The 15,183-nt window shown below is 70.6% G+C and carries 20 protein-coding genes; 12 read left to right on the top strand and 8 right to left on the bottom strand.

From position 1 onward, the window contains the following. Positions 1 to 14: 14 nt before the first annotated feature. Positions 15 to 992, bottom strand: a complete 978-nt coding sequence (locus tag Dvina_RS03525; protein WP_223100931.1) for a Gfo/Idh/MocA family protein — start codon at positions 990 to 992, stop codon at positions 15 to 17. A 30-nt stretch (positions 993 to 1,022) separates the two neighbouring features. Between Dvina_RS03525 and Dvina_RS03520 the strand changes: the two genes are divergently transcribed. Together Dvina_RS03520 and Dvina_RS03515 are read left to right on the top strand one after the other, a co-directional pair. Then, positions 1,023 to 1,478 (top strand): hypothetical protein, encoded by a 456-nt coding sequence (locus Dvina_RS03520; RefSeq protein WP_223100930.1) that lies wholly within the window; start codon positions 1,023 to 1,025, stop codon positions 1,476 to 1,478. Positions 1,479 to 1,487: 9 nt separating this feature from the next. Beyond that, positions 1,488 to 2,252, top strand: coding sequence for an NUDIX hydrolase (locus Dvina_RS03515; protein ID WP_223100929.1), 765 nt, complete (start codon positions 1,488 to 1,490; stop codon positions 2,250 to 2,252). Positions 2,253 to 2,261: 9 nt separating this feature from the next. On the opposite strand, the gene pstB is transcribed toward Dvina_RS03515, so the two are convergent. The 6 genes from pstB to Dvina_RS03485 all read right to left on the bottom strand — a co-directional run bounded on the left by pstB (position 2,262) and on the right by Dvina_RS03485 (position 8,118). Beyond that, complete coding sequence (gene pstB / locus Dvina_RS03510; protein WP_223100928.1) at positions 2,262 to 3,038, bottom strand: phosphate ABC transporter ATP-binding protein PstB; 777 nt, start codon at positions 3,036 to 3,038, stop codon at positions 2,262 to 2,264. Positions 3,039 to 3,054: 16 nt separating this feature from the next. After that, entirely contained in the window at positions 3,055 to 4,152 is a 1,098-nt protein-coding gene (pstA, locus tag Dvina_RS03505; protein ID WP_223100927.1) for a phosphate ABC transporter permease PstA, read from the bottom strand. Then, positions 4,152 to 5,057 (bottom strand): phosphate ABC transporter permease subunit PstC, encoded by a 906-nt coding sequence (pstC, locus tag Dvina_RS03500; RefSeq protein ID WP_223100926.1) that lies wholly within the window; start codon positions 5,055 to 5,057, stop codon positions 4,152 to 4,154. Before pstC ends, pstA begins: the two co-directional genes overlap by 1 nt. A gap of 99 nt (positions 5,058 to 5,156) precedes the next feature. After that, positions 5,157 to 6,278 (bottom strand): phosphate ABC transporter substrate-binding protein PstS, encoded by a 1,122-nt coding sequence (gene pstS, locus Dvina_RS03495; RefSeq protein WP_223100925.1) that lies wholly within the window; start codon positions 6,276 to 6,278, stop codon positions 5,157 to 5,159. A gap of 254 nt (positions 6,279 to 6,532) precedes the next feature. Continuing rightward, the gene (mshD, locus tag Dvina_RS03490) at positions 6,533 to 7,399 is read right to left on the bottom strand and encodes a mycothiol synthase (protein WP_223100924.1); all 867 of its coding nucleotides are present in this window, start codon (positions 7,397 to 7,399) and stop codon (positions 6,533 to 6,535) included. A gap of 17 nt (positions 7,400 to 7,416) precedes the next feature. Further along, positions 7,417 to 8,118, bottom strand: coding sequence for a winged helix-turn-helix transcriptional regulator (locus tag Dvina_RS03485; protein ID WP_223100923.1), 702 nt, complete (start codon positions 8,116 to 8,118; stop codon positions 7,417 to 7,419). Between the two features lie 261 nt (positions 8,119 to 8,379). Here Dvina_RS03485 and Dvina_RS03480 point away from each other — a divergent pair, with 261 nt between their 5' ends. The 6 genes from Dvina_RS03480 to Dvina_RS03460 all read left to right on the top strand — a co-directional run bounded on the left by Dvina_RS03480 (position 8,380) and on the right by Dvina_RS03460 (position 12,543). Further along, on the top strand, positions 8,380 to 9,345 hold the full coding sequence (locus tag Dvina_RS03480) for a hypothetical protein (RefSeq protein WP_223100922.1): 966 nt from the start codon (positions 8,380 to 8,382) through the stop codon (positions 9,343 to 9,345). Positions 9,346 to 9,415: 70 nt separating this feature from the next. After that, the gene (locus Dvina_RS03475) at positions 9,416 to 10,186 is read left to right on the top strand and encodes an LmeA family phospholipid-binding protein (protein WP_223100921.1); all 771 of its coding nucleotides are present in this window, start codon (positions 9,416 to 9,418) and stop codon (positions 10,184 to 10,186) included. A 31-nt stretch (positions 10,187 to 10,217) separates the two neighbouring features. Beyond that, positions 10,218 to 10,310: an Ms5788A family Cys-rich leader peptide gene (locus tag Dvina_RS55640; protein ID WP_390891029.1), complete on the top strand. Its 93-nt coding sequence runs from the start codon at positions 10,218 to 10,220 to the stop codon at positions 10,308 to 10,310. A 170-nt stretch (positions 10,311 to 10,480) separates the two neighbouring features. Next, positions 10,481 to 11,335 (top strand): sulfurtransferase, encoded by an 855-nt coding sequence (locus Dvina_RS03470; protein ID WP_223100920.1) that lies wholly within the window; start codon positions 10,481 to 10,483, stop codon positions 11,333 to 11,335. Positions 11,336 to 11,362: 27 nt separating this feature from the next. Further along, on the top strand, positions 11,363 to 11,674 hold the full coding sequence (locus Dvina_RS03465; RefSeq protein ID WP_223100919.1) for a DUF1416 domain-containing protein: 312 nt from the start codon (positions 11,363 to 11,365) through the stop codon (positions 11,672 to 11,674). Between the two features lie 89 nt (positions 11,675 to 11,763). After that, complete coding sequence (locus tag Dvina_RS03460; RefSeq protein ID WP_223100918.1) at positions 11,764 to 12,543, top strand: hypothetical protein; 780 nt, start codon at positions 11,764 to 11,766, stop codon at positions 12,541 to 12,543. Positions 12,544 to 12,562: 19 nt separating this feature from the next. Here the strand turns inward: Dvina_RS03460 and Dvina_RS03455 are convergent, their stop codons facing one another. Beyond that, positions 12,563 to 12,937, bottom strand: coding sequence for a DsrE family protein (locus tag Dvina_RS03455; RefSeq protein WP_223100917.1), 375 nt, complete (start codon positions 12,935 to 12,937; stop codon positions 12,563 to 12,565). Between the two features lie 12 nt (positions 12,938 to 12,949). Here Dvina_RS03455 and mtfM point away from each other — a divergent pair, with 12 nt between their 5' ends. Genes mtfM through ygfZ form a run of 4 tightly spaced genes read left to right on the top strand, consistent with a single transcriptional unit; the run spans position 12,950 to position 15,171 of the window. Continuing rightward, positions 12,950 to 13,054 (top strand): small membrane protein MtfM, encoded by a 105-nt coding sequence (gene mtfM, locus Dvina_RS55080; protein WP_033363477.1) that lies wholly within the window; start codon positions 12,950 to 12,952, stop codon positions 13,052 to 13,054. Continuing rightward, positions 13,051 to 13,638, top strand: coding sequence for a heme-binding beta-barrel domain-containing protein (locus tag Dvina_RS03450; protein ID WP_246655999.1), 588 nt, complete (start codon positions 13,051 to 13,053; stop codon positions 13,636 to 13,638). The genes mtfM and Dvina_RS03450 overlap by 4 nt, the downstream gene beginning before the upstream one ends. Positions 13,639 to 13,666: 28 nt before the next feature. Next, positions 13,667 to 14,101, top strand: a complete 435-nt coding sequence (locus tag Dvina_RS03445) for a Fur family transcriptional regulator (protein WP_223100916.1) — start codon at positions 13,667 to 13,669, stop codon at positions 14,099 to 14,101. Continuing rightward, the gene (gene ygfZ, locus Dvina_RS03440) at positions 14,095 to 15,171 is read left to right on the top strand and encodes a CAF17-like 4Fe-4S cluster assembly/insertion protein YgfZ (RefSeq protein WP_223100915.1); all 1,077 of its coding nucleotides are present in this window, start codon (positions 14,095 to 14,097) and stop codon (positions 15,169 to 15,171) included. The genes Dvina_RS03445 and ygfZ overlap by 7 nt, the downstream gene beginning before the upstream one ends. The last annotated feature ends 12 nt before the right edge of the window (positions 15,172 to 15,183 follow it).

Here is a 15,183-nt window from a genome sequence, read left to right as displayed (position 1 = left end):
GCCCCGTTCAGCCCTCAGCTTGAATAGTCAAGTCCGACAAGTCCCGACACTTCGGCCAGCAGGCGCAGGATGTCGAGCGTCTCGGCGATCGGCACGACCGGGCTGTCGAGCAGCCCCTCGCGCAGGCAGCGGTGCACCTCGGCCGCCTCGAACTGGTAGCCCTTGCCCTCGTACGGCAGGTCGAACTCCCGGGGTTCGTCGCCCCGCCACAGGGTGAAGCCCTGCGGGTGGAAGAAGTCGCGCCGCACGTCGATGCGGCCGAGGGTGCCGGTGATGCTGCCGGTGCGGGGGGTGTCGCCGAGCAGTGAGCAGGTCAGGGCGGCGACGGCGCCGGAGTCGTAGCCGAACAGCATGCCGGTGTTCTCGTCCACCCCGCCGTCGCTCATCCGGGCCCACGCCTGCACGGTGGCGGGCGCGCCCAGGAACAGGTGGGCGAACGTGACGGGGTAGATCCCCACGTCGTACAGGGCGCCGCCGCCGAGCTTGCGGTCGCGCAGCCGCGAGTCCTCCGGGAGCGGCCCCTGGATGCCGAAGTCGGCGTGCACGGCGACCACGTCACCGATGGCGCCCTCGCGCACCAGCTCCACGATCCGGCGGATCGCCGGGATGCACCGCATCCACATGGCCTCCATGAGGAACACCCCGCCGGAGCGGGCCACCGCGGCCATCTCCTCGGCCTCGGACACCGCGAGCGTGAGCGGCTTCTCGCACAGCACCGCCTTGCCGGCCCGCAGCGCGAGCATCGACGCCTCGTAGTGGGCGTTGTGCGGGGTGGCGACGTAGATCGCGTCGACGTCCGGGTCCTCGACGAGCGCCCGCCACGAGCCGTGGGCCCGGGCCACGCCGTGCGCGGCGGCGAAGCGCTCGGCCGACTCGGCGGTGCGGGACCCGACCGCCGCGAGCTCCGCGTCCGGCAGCAGCTTCAGGTCCTCGGCGAACGTGGCGGCGATGGCGCCGGTCGACAGGATTCCCCAACGGATGCGATCGCTCATGACCGTAGCTTAGGTGGGTATAGCGCTCTCATGAACGACCAGCACAGGGACGGCCCGGACGCCGCACACACCCGCCCCGCCGGCCTCGACGACAAGACGGTCGAGGCGCTCGGCAAGCTCAGCGAAGCCCTGGAGACCGTCGAACGGGCCCGCGGCCACCTCTACGACCTGCACCAGCTCATCGGCCACGCCGACCTCATGCTCGACGACGCGGTCGAGCTGCTGCGCGCCGCCGGGCACGGCGACATGGCCGAGCGGGTGGCGACCGACGTGCTCGGGCGCAACGTCATCGCGGGCCGGTGGACCTTCCAGATCGTGGAGGACTTCGACGACGGGTACTACACCGCGTTCAAGGACGTCGAGCGCGAGGCCCGCGAGAAGCTGGCCGGTGGCCGCCGGCACCTGTTCGAGGCCGAGATGAAGGAGCGGCGCCGCACCCACGGGCGCGCCGGGCACGAAGCGGTGCCGAGCTCCACGGCCGACTAACGTACAGGAATGGTCGAGTTCCAGCTTCCGTCCGAACTTGCCGAGATGGCCCGGCGCTTCGAGCGTGAGGGTGGCGTGCCGGTGCCGCCCCGGCTGGCCAGCACGGTGGTGCTGCTGCGGGAGCCCTCCGAGGTGTACCTCATCCGCCGGGTCGCGACGATGGCGTTCGCGGCCTCTATGTACGCCTTCCCGGGCGGTGGTGTCGACCCGCGCGACGCCACCGTCCAGCCCGGGTGGGCCGGCCCGGCACCGGCGGAGTGGGCGGCCCGGCTGCAGCTCGACGAGTCGGTGGCCCGGTCGGTCGTGTGCGCGGCCGTGCGCGAGGTGTTCGAGGAGTCCGGGGTGCTGCTGGCCGGCGCCGACGCGGACACGGTGGTCGGCGACGTCAGCGGCCCGGACTGGGAGCGAGCACGGCAGGCGCTCATCGCGCGGGAGCTGGGCTTCGCCGAGTTCCTCGAGCGCAACGGCCTGGTGCTGCGCAGCGACCTGCTGGTGCCGTGGTCGCGCTGGATCACGCCGGAGTTCGAGCCGCGGCGCTTCGACACGTACTTCTTCCTCGCCCTGCTGCCCGAGGGCCAGGTGACCCGGGACGTGGGCGGCGAGGCCGACGACCACGTGTGGTGCCCGCCCGGGGAGGCGGCCGACGGCCGGTACACGATGCTGCCGCCGACCCGCTACACCCTGCTGGAGCTCGCGGAGGCCGGCGGCATCGACGGCGCCCTGGCGGCGGCGCCGGCCCGCAACCCGGCCGACGCCATCCGCCCTGTCGCCTGACGCAGCGGCCTAGCCGAAGCGGCCGGTGATGTAGTCCTCGGTCTTCTTCACCGACGGGTTGGTGAAGATCTTCGCCGTGTCGTCGTATTCGATGAGCCGGCCGGGCTCCCCGGTCTTGTCGATCGAGAAGAAGCCGGTGCGGTCCGAGACGCGGGCCGCCTGCTGCATGTTGTGCGTGACGATGACGATCGTGAACTGGTTCTTCAGCTCGGTGATGAGGTCCTCGATCGCGAGCGTCGAGATGGGGTCGAGGGCCGAGCAGGGCTCGTCCATCAGCACGACCTGCGGCTCGACCGCGATCGTCCGGGCGATGCAGAGCCGCTGCTGCTGACCGCCGGACAGGCCCGCGCCGGGGCGGCCCAGCCGGTCCTTGACCTCGTTCCAGAGGTTGGCGCTGCGCAGCGCCTTCTCCGCGACCTCCTCCAGCACCGACTTCTTGCGCACGCCGTTGAGGCGCAGGCCGGCGACGACGTTCTCGAAGATCGACATCGTCGGGAAGGGGTTGGGGCGCTGGAACACCATGCCGATCATCCGGCGCACGGCCGTGACGTCGACGTCCCGGTCGTAGATGTTCTGCCCGTCGATCAGGAGCTGACCCTCGATCCGCGCGTTGGGCAGCACCTCGTGCATGCGGTTGATCGACCGAAGGAACGTGGACTTGCCGCAACCCGACGGCCCGATCAGGGCGGTGACCGACTTGGGCTCGATCGTCATCGACACGCCGTCGATGGCCTTGAACGATCCGTAGTACGAGGTGACGCCGTGGGCTTCGATCCGCTTTGCCATAGTGGCGCTCCAGTGATTATCGGGCGAGCTTGTTGCGGCGGGCGAGCAGCTTCGCCGCAACGGTGAGGACCAGGACGAGGACAACCAGCGTCAGCGCGGCCGTCCAGGCCCGCCCCGGCGAGAACTCCGAGGCGACACCGGCCTGCTGATACACGAACAGCGAGAGGGACGACTGGTTGCCGTCGAACAGGTTGAAGTTGATCGCGGAGGCGCCACCGGCGACGAGCAGCACCGGTGCCGTCTCACCGCACGCACGGGCCACGGCCAGCATGACACCGGTGACGATACCCGGGCCGGCGGTGGGCAGCACGATGCTCGTGATCGTCTTCCACTTCGGCACGCCGAGGGCGTAGGAGCCCTCGCGCAGCGCCGTCGGCACCAGCCGGAGCATCTCCTCGCTGGAGCGGACCACCGTCGGCAGCATGAGCACGCTGAGCGACAGGCCGGCGGCGAAGCCCGAGTAGTGGGCGAAGCCGTCGGAGCTGTACAGCGGCGTGATCGTGAAGACCCAGAAGGACAGGATGAACAGACCCGCCACGATCGACGGGATACCGGTCATGACGTCGACGAAGAACCGGATCGTGTTGGCGAACCAGCCCCGGCCGTACTCCACGATGTAGATCGCGCCCAGGATGCCCAGCGGCACCGTGATGAGCGTCGCGATGCCGGCCTGCTCGATCGTGCCGATGATCGCGTGGTAGGCACCGCCGTTGGAGTCGAACGGGCCGATGTTGTTCATCGAGCTGTTGAAGAAGTTGCCGTCCAGCCGCTCGGTGCCCTTGTTCAGCAGCGTCCACACCACCGAGAGCAGCGGCAGCAGGGCCAGGACGAACGCGCCGTAGATCAGGATCGTGGCCATGCGGTTGCGAGCCGAGCGCCCGCCCTCGACAACCGTCGCCGCGGCCCCCATGAGGATCACGAACAGGGCGGCCGCCACGACGCCGGTCAGCACCCAGCCGCCCGCGCCGGTGAGGTTGATCAGCAGGTACGCCAGTGCGATCGCCGCGACCACGACCACCCAGGGGGTCCAGTTCGGCAGCGACTTGGTCCGCAGCTGCGACGCGTCGGTCACGCCGACGGTGCTGCGGGTGGGAGTGGGGGTCTCGACGGCCATTACGCACTGCCTCCCACGAACTCACGCCGCCGGTACACGATCGCGCGAGCGGCCATGTTGACGACGAGGGTGATGGCGAAGAGCACGAGACCGGACGCGATGAGCGCGCTGCGGCCGAACTCGTTGGCCTCGCCGAACCGGCTGGCGATGTTGGAGGCGATCGTGACGCCGCCGGGGCCGAGCAGGTCGAAGTTGACGGCGAAGACGCTGCCGAGGGTCAGGGCCAGCGCGATCGTCTCGCCGAGCGCGCGGCCGAGGCCGAGCATGACCGAGGCGATGATGCCGGCGCGGCCGTAGGGGATCACCGCGGTGCGGATCATCTCCCACTTGGTCGAGCCAAGCGCGAGGGCCGCCTCCTGGTTCTCCGGCGGGGTCTGCAGGAAGACCTCGCGGGACAGGGAGGTCACGATCGGCAGCACCATGATGGCCAGGACGACCGAGCCCAGCAGGACCGACTTGCCGTAGGGGCCGTTGCTGCCGAAGATCGGCAGCCAGCCGGCCACGTCGTGGAGCCACTTCGAGAAGTTCGCGATGGGCTCGTAGAAGTAGTCGCGGCCCCAGAGACCAAAGACGACACTCGGAACCGCCGCGAGCAGGTCGATGATGAAGCTCAGCGCCGTGGCGACGCGCCGGTGCGCGTAGTGCGAGAGGCACAGCGCGATACCGAGAGCCACCGGAACCGCCATCAGCAGCGCGAGCGCCGCCGTCAGCACGGTGCCGAACGCGGTGGCCGCGATGCCGAACTTGGGCTGGTCGCCGTCGGTGAACCAGTCCTTGTACGTCAGGAAGTTCTCGGTGTCCTTGTTGATGGCCGGGATCGCCTTGACCAGCAGGAAAATGGCGATGGCCGCGATGATGACGAGCACCATCGAGCCGGCGGCCGTCGCGGTTCCACGGAAGAGCATGTCTCCGCTGAACCGCTTGCGCGGCGGAAGACCGCCACCCCCGTCGGGCGAACCGACGGAGGTGGCGGACTGAGTCGTCTGGCTCAACGAAACTTCCTGTCAGGCCAGGTTCTTGATGGAGGCTTCGACCTTGGCGCGAACCGTCTCGGGCAGCGGGGCGTAGCCCAGCTTGTCGAGCTGCTTCTGACCGTCGGTGCTGACCGTGAAGCCGAGGAAGCCCTTGAGGAGCGGGAGCTTCGCGGCGTCGTTGCCCTTGCTGCAGACGATCTCGTAGGTCACCAGGACGATCGGGTAGGCCCCGGCCTCGGTGGTCTTGTAGTCGATCGACAGGGCGAGGTCGTCGCCGGTGCCGGTGATCTTGGCACCCGCGATGGTCTTGCCGGCCGCCTCGCCGGTCAGCGCGGTGAACTCACCGGCGCCGTTCTGGATCTTGGCGGTCGCGAGGGTGTTGGTCTTGGCGAAGGACCACTCGACGTAGCCGATGGCGCCTGCGGTCTTCTTGATCGCGCCGGCCACACCGTCGGACTTCTGCTCGCCGGAGCCGCCCGGGGCCTTCCAGACCTTGTCCTTGCCGAAGGTCCAGACGCTCGGCGCGACGGCGGTCAGGTAGCCGGTGAAGTTGTCGGTGGTGCCCGAGGAGTCACCGCGGTGCACGGCGAGGATCGCGGTCGACGGGAGCGTGGCGTTCGGGTTGTCGGCCTTGATCGCGGCGTCGTCCCACGTCTTGATCGTGCCGGCGAAGATCTTGGCCAGCGTGTCGGGCTTCAGCTGCAGGTCCTTGACGCCGTCGAGGTTGTAGGCGATCGCGATCGGACCGGTCACCATCGGCAGGTTGAGCGCCGGGGCACCGCCGCAGCGGGCGGCGGCCTTGGTCTGCTCGTCGCCGGCCTTCAGCGCCGAGTCGGAGCCGGCGAAGTCCGCCGTGCCGCCCTGGAACGCCGTGATGCCCGCGCCGGAGGCGGTCGCCTGGTAGTTCACCTGGGCGCCCGAGCACTTCTGCTGGTAGGCCTTGGCCCACTCGGACATGGCGTTGCCCTGGGCACTCGAGCCCTGCGAGGTAAGCGTGCCACTCGCACACGCAACGGTGCTGCCGGCGCCCTGCGAGGCGCCACCGTTCGTGGCCGAGGTGGAGGGGTCGTTGTTGTCCGAGCCGCACGCGGCGAGCGCGAGCGTCGCGGTGAGCGCGAAGCCGGCGATGAGGCCGTGCCGCTTGAAGTTCACTGCGGTCCCTTCGTCGGGGGGTATACCGACTTCCGATGCCTGGGGAGGATCACGGAAGGCCGACGCAGGCCGTCGACTTGCAAGGACGCTAAGAGCGGCAGGTAACCACCCCTCCGGGGAAGGGTGAACGAGCAGTGAACAGGTCACTTGCAGCGGATGACGTCTGCCCGGAGGCGAGCTGTCCATTGGGTGAACTGCCCAAAGGTGATGCCTGGTGCCCGGTTTTGCCCCGTGATCACCGTCACCGGCAGTAGTCAGTGACCTCGCCGATACTGAACGTCACCGGTCCAGCGCACGAAGCCCTGCCCCCGGTACAGCGCCACGGCCCGCGGATTGTCCTCGTCCACGTAGAGCATGACCTGGGCCAGGCCCCGGCCCCGGAGGTGGTGCAGGCCGGCGAGGGTAAGCGCCCGCCCGAGCCCGCCGCCGTGCGCGCCGGGAGCCACGCCCAGCACGTACACCTCGCCGATCGGCTCCGGCCCCGGGTGCACCTTTGTCCAGTGGAAGCCCACCAGCTCGCCGTCGCGCTCGGCCAGGAGGAACCCGGCCGGGTCGAACCAGGGCTCGGCCAGGCGCAGGCGCAGGTCGTCGAGGGTCCACCGGCCCTGCTCGGGGTGCTCGGCGAACGCGGCCGAGTTGAGCGCCAGCCAGCGCTCGTCGTCCGCACCGGGGACGAAGGCTCGTAGCAGTACACCCGCGGGCATCTGGAAGTCGGCGAGCGGCCGGGAAAGCGATCGGCGCAGCTGCAGCAGGACGCGGGCCCGGTCGAAGTGCAGCCGGATGGCCAGCGCCGACGCGGACGGGTGGTCGCCATGGGCCCAGACCTTCAGGTCCCCGTCGCCCCTCGCCGCCAGGACCGCGGCGGCCAGGGCGCGGCCGAGACCGCGCCGCCGGTGCAGCGGGTGGATCACGAGCTCCGCGGCGTCGTCGTCGATCTGGGCGTAGCCCACGACATGTCCGTGTTGTTCGACCACGAGGTGCGTGCCCGACCTGTCCAGATGCAGCATGACCTGCTCGGACAGCGGTGCCGTCCCGTCGGTGTCGTCGGCCGCGCGGGCGAGCGCCAGCACCTGCTCGACCTGCTCGGGCGAGAGACGGTCGAGCGGGTGCACGGGCGTCATGAGATCAATTTAAGCGGTCAGACCCGGACCGGCTCGGAGTCGTGCAGCGGGCGCGACGGCGGGACGACGAACTTGTAGCCGACCTGGCGCACGGTGCCGATCATCGACTCGTACTCCGAGCCGAGCTTGGCCCGCAGCCGCCGGACGTGGACGTCGACCGTGCGGGTGCCCCCGAAGTAGTCGTAGCCCCAGACCTCGCGCAGCAGCTGGTCGCGGGTGAACACCCGGCCGGGGTGCTGGGCGAGGAACTTCAGCAGCTCGAACTCCTTGTACGTGAGGTCGAGCGGCCGGCCCTTGAGCTTCGCGGCGTAGGTGTCCGGGTCGATGGAGAGCTCGCCGGCCTTGATCGTGCCGCCGCTGGCCGCCGCGGCGGAGTTGAGGCGGCCGACGGCCAGGCGCAGGCGGGCCTCGATCTCGGCCGGGCCGGCGGTGGCGAGGATGACGTCGTCGAGGCCCCAGTCGGCGTGCAGCGCGACCAGGCCGGCCTCGGTGACGACGGCGAGCAGCGGGACGCCGAGCCCGGTGGCGTGCAGCATCCGGCAGGTGGCCCGGGCGTCGGCGAGCTCGGTGCGGGCGTCGACGACGACGGCGTCGGGGCTGGGTCCGCTCACGAGTGTGCGGACGTCCCGAGGGGCGGTGCGCACCGTGTGGGGCAGCAGGTCCAGGCCCGGCAGGACCACCTGGCCCGCCGGAGCCGCGGTCAGCAGCAGAATCTCCACGAGTCACCTCCGTGGCCGCGGCGCACCTCATCGAGGGGCGCTGTGGCGCCCCTGGACAGGGCGGCGGCTCGCTGTCGACCCGGCATCAGTGACGGGCGGTTGTGGGTGTATCCCGCATGAGAATATCGGAGTATTCACGTTTTGCGACCCGCCGAACCGCAGTTCGAGACAGTCGGGTGAGCCACACCCCAACCTTTCCCCTGACATGCTATGCGCGTCCCCGCTGAGGCCGGATCCGGATGTTTCTGGCACGATCGGTCCGTGCCCGCAACCCCGTCGTCGCCCGCCGAGGATTTCGGCGCCTGGTCAGAGGCCGCCGAGCCGGCCGCCCATCGCCGCCACGGCGGTGACGGACACCACTCGGCCGATGACCCCCGAACGGGTGAGCGGGAGAGCCGGCCACCGCAGCCGCTGCCCCCGGTCCGCCGGCTCGTCTCGCTCGGCGTGGCAGGGTTCGCGGCATTGGTCGCGATTGCCCTGATCGTCGGCGCGCAGACCCGGCACGAGTCGTACGCCGTCGTGATGTTCGGCGTCCAGGCGCTCTTCGTGGCGGTCTGGGTGATGGCCAGCCGGCCGCCGGCGCCGAAGGTCGTCGGCACCGTCGGGCTGGCCGTGGCCCTGGGCACCGACGCGGCGGCGGTCTTCACCCGGCCGGCCTCGCTGGCGCCGCTGGCGTACGTGACAGCGGCCGGCTTCATCATCGGCGTCGTCGGCCAGCTCACCCGCCCGGCCGGGCGCCAGCGGGTGACCGAGTCGCTGGGCTCGTCGCTCGTGGTCACCCTCGGCGTCGTCTCCTTCGCCAGCCTGATCGTGCTGAGCCGCAGCCCGAAGGGCACCCAGGCGATCGTCGCCTGCCTCGCCGCGGCCGGCATCGCCCTGTTCATCGCCCGCTTCAGCGACTCGATCGCGGCCGTGCCCCGGATCGCGCCGCAGGTGCCCCGCGGTGGCGCCGGCGTGGTGCTCGGCACGATGGTCGGCACGGCCGCGGCCGGCGCCATCGGCAACTACCTGGACGGGCTCAGCCCGCTGTCCAGCGCGCTGGCCGGCCTGGCCACGGCGATCGTGGCGGTGATGGTGGACCTGTCGGTCGGCTACGCGGAGGCGAGCCGGATCATCGACGGGGACGAGCCGGCCCTGTGGCTGGCCCGCCATATCCAGGGTCCGATCGGCGCGATGGCCTTCGCCGCGCCGGCCGCCTACGTGGCTAGCACGCTCCTGCTTCTATAGGCGTCAGCACATCGGGTACGAACTTCTCTCGCTTGGGTAACCAGCGGGCACCACGTTGGAGGGAGCGCCAGTGGCGGCGACGCGAGGGGCCAAGATCGGCATCGTGCTGGTCGTGCTGGCGATCATCCTGGTGGGTGTGTTCATCGTCGTGGACCGGATCGCGGCCGGCGCGGCCGACGACCGGATCACCCAGGAGACGAAGACCCAGCTGGCGGCCAACAACGTCAAGTACGAGGGCGAGCCCGACGTCGACATCACCGGGTTCCCGTTCCTGACGCAGGTGATCGCCGGGGAGTACAAGAAGATCACGATCTCGCTCACCAAGCCGCAGGTGAACAACGTCAAGCTCGACACCCTGACCGTCGAGGCCCGGTCGGTGAAGGCCGACGCCCGCGACCTCATGAACGGCAAGGGCGACGTGGTGGCCGGGGTCGTGACCGGCAACGCGACGATGGGCTGGGACAACGTCCGGCCGCTGCTGGAGGTCGCCGGGCTGCCCTCGGGCGTGGACCCCTCGAATGTGGACCTCAAGGTCGTCGACAACAAGATCGAGATGCGGGTGCCGCTGTCCTTCCAGGGCATCAAGGTCACGCTCATCGCCAAGGGTGCGATGGTCGTCGAGACCGGCAAGGTCCGGCTCAAGCTCGAGTCGGTGACCACCGACAAGGGCAATCTGCCCCAGCAGGTCAACAACCTGATCAAGCAGTACCAGAGCAAGCTTCAGGTCACGGTCAAGCTGCCCGGCCTCCCCTACAACCTGGTGGTCAACTCCGTGACGACGACCGACACGGGCCTGCAGGTCACGGCGTCGGCCGCGGACGTCAAGCTCACGAGCCAGTGACGCGGCGGACCCTGGGCGGGCACGCTCGGCGATGCTAGGCTGCCGGACTATGAGCATGCTGCTCACCAAGCGGCGCGCGGTCGACCTGTGCCGCGTGGCCACCTGCCTCTGTTGCCGCCCCTAGTGGTGCGGCCCTGCAGCGTGCTCGTCTAACGGCTCGAGGCAGCGACGCCCCAGACCGATGGGTCTGGCATTTCTTGTGCGACCGACTCATCGGGGAAACCGTGATCCCGTCCTTCTGGGGCGCGCGGTTGCATGCCCGTGTGCCCACCAATCCTGGGAGAGAGAACACCCATGAGTCGCGAATCCGCCCTGGTCACGGCCGACTGGGCCGAGCAGAACCTCGAGACCCCCGGCGTCGTGTTCGTCGAGGTCGACGAGGACACCACCGCCTACGATGGCGGGCACATCCCCGGCGCCGTGCGCATCAACTGGAAGACCGAGCTGCAGGACCAGGTCCGCCGGGACTTCGTCAACAAGCAGCAGTTCGAGGCGCTGCTGTCCAGCAAGGGCATCGGCAACGACGACCAGGTCGTCCTCTACGGCGGCAACAACAACTGGTTCGCGGCCTACGCGTACTGGTACTTCAAGCTCTACGGCCACGGCGACGTCAAGCTGCTCGACGGTGGCCGCAAGAAGTGGGAGCTCGACGGCCGCCCGCTGAGCAAGGACGAGGTCGACCGGCCCGCCACGACCTACGTCGCCGTGCAGGACCAGGACCTCTCGATCCGCGCCTTCCGCGACGACGCCGTCAAGGCGATCGGCGTGGCCAACCTGGTCGACGTCCGCTCCCCCGACGAGTTCGCGGGCCGCCTGCTCGCCCCGGCCCACCTCCCGCAGGAGCAGGCCCAGCGCCCCGGCCACATCCCGACCGCCATCTCGGTGCCGTGGAGCAAGGCCGCGAACGAGGACGGCACGTTCAAGTCCGACGACGAGCTGGCCAAGATCTACGGCGACGCCGGGCTCGACAACAGCAAGCCGACCATCGCGTACTGCCGCATCGGCGAGCGCTCCTCGCACACCTGGTTCGTGCTCAAGGAGATCCTGGGCCACTCCGACGTGCGCAACTACGACGGTTCGTGGACCGAGTACGGCTCGCTCGTCGGCGTGCCGGTGGCCCTGGGCGACGAGCCCGGCAGCGCCAACTAAGTCCGGGCGAGAGAGAGGATCGAGACCATGAGCACTGCTGACAGCTGCGCCGCGCCCGACCAGAGCGCCCCGCTCCCCGCGAGCGTCGACGTCGAGAAGGAGACCGTGATCACCGGCGTCGTGCGCAACGGCTCCGACCCGGTCGCCGGCGCCTACGTACGCCTGCTCGACTCCACCGGCGAGTTCACGGCCGAGGTCGTCACCTCGCCGGCCGGGCAGTTCCGCTTCTTCGCCGCCCCCGGCAACTGGACGCTGCGCGCCCTGTCCCGCGCGGGCAACGGCGACGCCGCGGTCGCCGCGAACCGTGGCATCAACGAGGTCGCGGTCGCGGTCGGGTAAGTACGTTCGAAACGCCGCTCGTCCGCTTCGCGAACGCCGCTCACCCCCGGTGGGCGGCGTTTCGCGTTCCGGCTGCGAGGATGTCCGGCGTGAAGCGTCGCTGGGTCGTCACCGGAGTGCTCGCCTGGATCGCGGTCATCGCCGGAGCCGGGCTGTGGTCGTACTTCAACGATCCGGCCACCACCCGCGACCAGACCACCATCGCCGACGCCCTGCCGACCGTCGACACCGCGCTGGCCCGCATCCACGCGGCGCTCGACCCGTCGGCGTCGGTGTCCGTGCTCGGCGGATACCGCCGCACCGAGGTGAGCTGCCGGGTCACCTCGGCCCGCGACGGCACCCGGTTCACCCGCGAGCTTCTCGTGTACGTCAAGCCGTCCACCGAGGCCGCGACGCTCGACCGGGTGAAGGCCGCGCTGCCGGCCTCGTACGAGCCGTCGGTCACCCACAGCGGCGCGACCGACGTCCTCAGCGCCGACGCGGGCGACTTCGTCCTGCTCCGCGGCACCGTGACCGACCAGGGCACGATCCGCTTCACCGCCGACACCGGCTGCCGCGTCCAGGACGCACCGGCCCAGGAGCCGACCCCCACCCCGCCCGACCGCGCCCCGGTCCAGGCCGTCCTGACCACGCTCGGCACCACCGCCTCGCAGTGGCGCACCCATCAGCTCACGAGCCCGTCGTGCCGCTCCCTGTCCACCGTCGAGGCCGACATCACGGGGGACGCGGCTCGGGTGCGTTCGACGGTGGACGCGGGCTCGGTCGTGCTCGACACGGAGAAGCTGTTCGCATACCGCACGTCCGCGGCGGCCATCACCCTGCGCACCGAGGGTGACACCCTCACCGTGACCTCGACCACCGGCTGCTGACCCGGCGACCGGCGGCCGATCAGTACACCAGCGCCTGAGCGCCCTCCTGCAGCGACTCCTCCACGAACACCGCGGCCCCGGCGATGCGGATGCCGGGCAGCACGTCGTCCGGCCCGATCCCCCGCCGCGCCGCGCACTGCGTGCACAGCGTCACCGAGCCGCCGGCGATGATCGCCTCCAGCAGGTCGGGCAGCGGCGCGGCGTGGGGCAGCTCGAAGGAGGCCGCCCGCCCCGGGAGGGCGAACCAGGCCGACTCCCCGGTGAGCCACAGTGATGTCGGCACGCCACCCGCGACAGCGGTTGCGGCCACGGTGAACGCCTGCGAGCAGCGCTCGGGAGCATCCGATCCGGCGGTTGCCTTGACGACGAGAGAACGGGCCATACCCCGCAGCATAGGATTCCGGTGATGGTTACGGAGATCGGGTTCGTGAGCCTGCTCGTCGCCGGCATGGGTGCGCTGGCCGGCGGGCTGATCTATCTTGCGGTACGAGTTTCGAGGGGGCGTTGGTGACCGACGTGCAGCCACCACCGTGGGAGGGGCTCGCCCCGGTCGGCGAGTATCCGTTCGAGGAGACGCACGACCTGCGTTCGGGGCCGGACCTGCACCCCGCGCTGCTCGGGCTGCTGCCGCTCGTCGGCGTGTGGCGCGGGCGCGGGCAGGGCGACTACCCGACGATCGAGGGCTTCCACTACGGCCAGGAGATCCGGTTCAGCCACGACGGCCGGCCGTTCCTGTTCTACGAGTCGCGCTCGTGGATCATCGACGCCGACGCGAACCCGATCCGCCCGTCGCACCGCGAGGTCGGCTGGTGGCGCCCGGTCATCGTGGACGGCAAGGCCACCGAGGAGCTGGAGATCCTGACGTCCTCACCGACCGGGATCATCGAGTTGTACTCGGGCCAGATCATCACCACCACCCAGTGGCAGATGGCCACGGACGGCATCGGGCGCACCGCCACCGCCAAGGAGGTGCGCGGCGGCCAGCGTCTCTACGGCATCGTCGACAAGGCGCTGCTGTACACGTTCGACATGGCCGCCGTCGGCCAGCCCCTCCAGGTCCACCTGTCCGCCCGCCTGGAGCGGGTCGCGGGGTAGGGGCGCGCCGCGGGATAGATTAGGTGCTGTGGACCTCGCGGAAGTACTCCGGTCTCGTGGGCTCCGGCTGACCGCACCCCGGCAGCTCGTGCTCGAGGCCGTCTACCGGCTGCGCCACGCCACCCCGGACCAGATCCACGCCGAGGTGGCGGGCAAGGCCGCCGGGGTCAACATCACCACCGTGTACCGCACGCTCGAGCTCCTCGAGGAGCTGGAGCTGATCACCCACGCGCACCTGTCGCACGGCGCTCCCACCTACCACGCGGTCGATGAGCACCAGCACGCCCACCTGGTGTGCCGGGGCTGCGGCTCGGTGCGGGAGCTGCCGTCGGCGGTCCTCGACGGCCTGGCCCGCGAGCTGCGGGACAGCCGCGGCTTCCGCCTGGACATCGGGCACGTGGCGCTGTTCGGCCTCTGCGGCGACTGCGATACGAACCGAGAAGCCGGAGTCACACCATGCTGAGCGCCGTACCCGTCGCCGCCCTCGACCCCGCCGACCCCGACGCGGGCGCCGTCGCCCACTACGGCGACCCGGCCCGCGAGCAGCGCATCCTGGACACCGCCGCGGGCCTCGTCGACCGCTCGCACACGGGCATCATCGCGATCCCGGGCGCCGACCGGCTCGGCTGGCTGCACAGCCTCACCACCCAGCACCTCACCGACCTGGCCCCGATGACCGGCTCCGAGCTGCTGGTCCTCTCGCCGCACGGGCACGTCGAGCACCACGCCGTGCTCACCGACGACGGCACCACCACCTGGCTGGACACGGCCGACGCGCCCGGGCTGCTGCAGTTCCTGGAGCGGATGCGGTTCCTGATGCGGGTCGAGCCGGCCGACGTCACCGAGGACTGGGCGCTGCTGTCGATCGCCGGGCCGCAGACCGACGAGGCCCTGATCTCGCTCGGCGTCGGCCCGATGCTGCCGCCCGACCTGCTGCCGGTGCCGGAGGCGAAGTTCGCGAGCAGCTCGGTGCCGCCCCGCGCGACGGCGATCTACGCGGTGGCCGCACTGCCCCGCGGCGGCTGGGTCCGCCGGATGCCGTACGGTGCCGATCTCCTCGTCCCCCGCGCCACCGTCCCCGAGCTGACCGAGGACCTCGGCCTGCCGCTGGTGGGCATCTGGGCGTTCGAGGCGATGCGGGTCGCCGCGGTCCGCCCCCGGGCCGGCTTCGAGACCGACCACAAGACGCTCCCCGCGGAGGTCGGCTGGACCGCCCCGGCGGTGCACCTGGAGAAGGGCTGCTACCGCGGCCAGGAGACGATCGCCCGCGTGCACCACCTCGGCCGCCCGCCGCGCAAGCTGGTCCTGATCCACCTGGACGGCATCGCCACCGACGAGCTGCCCGCACGCCACACCCCGGTCCTGGTCGAGGGCAACGAGCGGCCGGTCGGCTTCGTGGGGACGGCCGTGCGCCACTACGAGCTGGGCATGATCGCGCTGGCCGTCGTCAAGCAGAACCTGACTGCCGCATCCGTACTGCGGGTGGGCCCCTCGACAGCAGCGGTTGACACCGAGCTGACACCTGGGGCGTGAAAGACTCGGCGC

Source organism: Dactylosporangium vinaceum, assembly GCF_019904175.1.
GTDB lineage: Bacteria > Actinomycetota > Actinomycetes > Mycobacteriales > Micromonosporaceae > Dactylosporangium > Dactylosporangium vinaceum.
This window is presented reverse-complemented; position numbering and strand designations above follow the sequence as displayed.

Bases quoted from the DNA above. Each gene is read 5' to 3' on its own strand.
- Dvina_RS03525 (WP_223100931.1), bottom strand. From the start codon at position 992: ATGAGCGATCGCATCCGTTGGGGAATCCTGTCGACCGGCGCCATCGCC.
- Dvina_RS03515 (WP_223100929.1), top strand. From the start codon at position 1,488: ATGGTCGAGTTCCAGCTTCCGTCCGAACTTGCCGAGATGGCCCGGCGC.
- pstB (WP_223100928.1), bottom strand. From the start codon at position 3,038: ATGGCAAAGCGGATCGAAGCCCACGGCGTCACCTCGTACTACGGATCG.
- Dvina_RS03520 (WP_223100930.1), top strand. From the start codon at position 1,023: ATGAACGACCAGCACAGGGACGGCCCGGACGCCGCACACACCCGCCCC.
- ygfZ (WP_223100915.1), top strand. From the start codon at position 14,095: ATGCTGAGCGCCGTACCCGTCGCCGCCCTCGACCCCGCCGACCCCGAC.
- mshD (WP_223100924.1), bottom strand. From the start codon at position 7,399: ATGACGCCCGTGCACCCGCTCGACCGTCTCTCGCCCGAGCAGGTCGAG.
- pstC (WP_223100926.1), bottom strand. From the start codon at position 5,057: ATGCTCTTCCGTGGAACCGCGACGGCCGCCGGCTCGATGGTGCTCGTC.
- Dvina_RS03455 (WP_223100917.1), bottom strand. From the start codon at position 12,937: ATGCTGCGGGGTATGGCCCGTTCTCTCGTCGTCAAGGCAACCGCCGGA.
- mtfM (WP_033363477.1), top strand. From the start codon at position 12,950: ATGGTTACGGAGATCGGGTTCGTGAGCCTGCTCGTCGCCGGCATGGGT.
- Dvina_RS03465 (WP_223100919.1), top strand. From the start codon at position 11,363: ATGAGCACTGCTGACAGCTGCGCCGCGCCCGACCAGAGCGCCCCGCTC.
- Dvina_RS55640 (WP_390891029.1), top strand. From the start codon at position 10,218: ATGCTAGGCTGCCGGACTATGAGCATGCTGCTCACCAAGCGGCGCGCG.
- pstA (WP_223100927.1), bottom strand. From the start codon at position 4,152: ATGGCCGTCGAGACCCCCACTCCCACCCGCAGCACCGTCGGCGTGACC.
- Dvina_RS03470 (WP_223100920.1), top strand. From the start codon at position 10,481: ATGAGTCGCGAATCCGCCCTGGTCACGGCCGACTGGGCCGAGCAGAAC.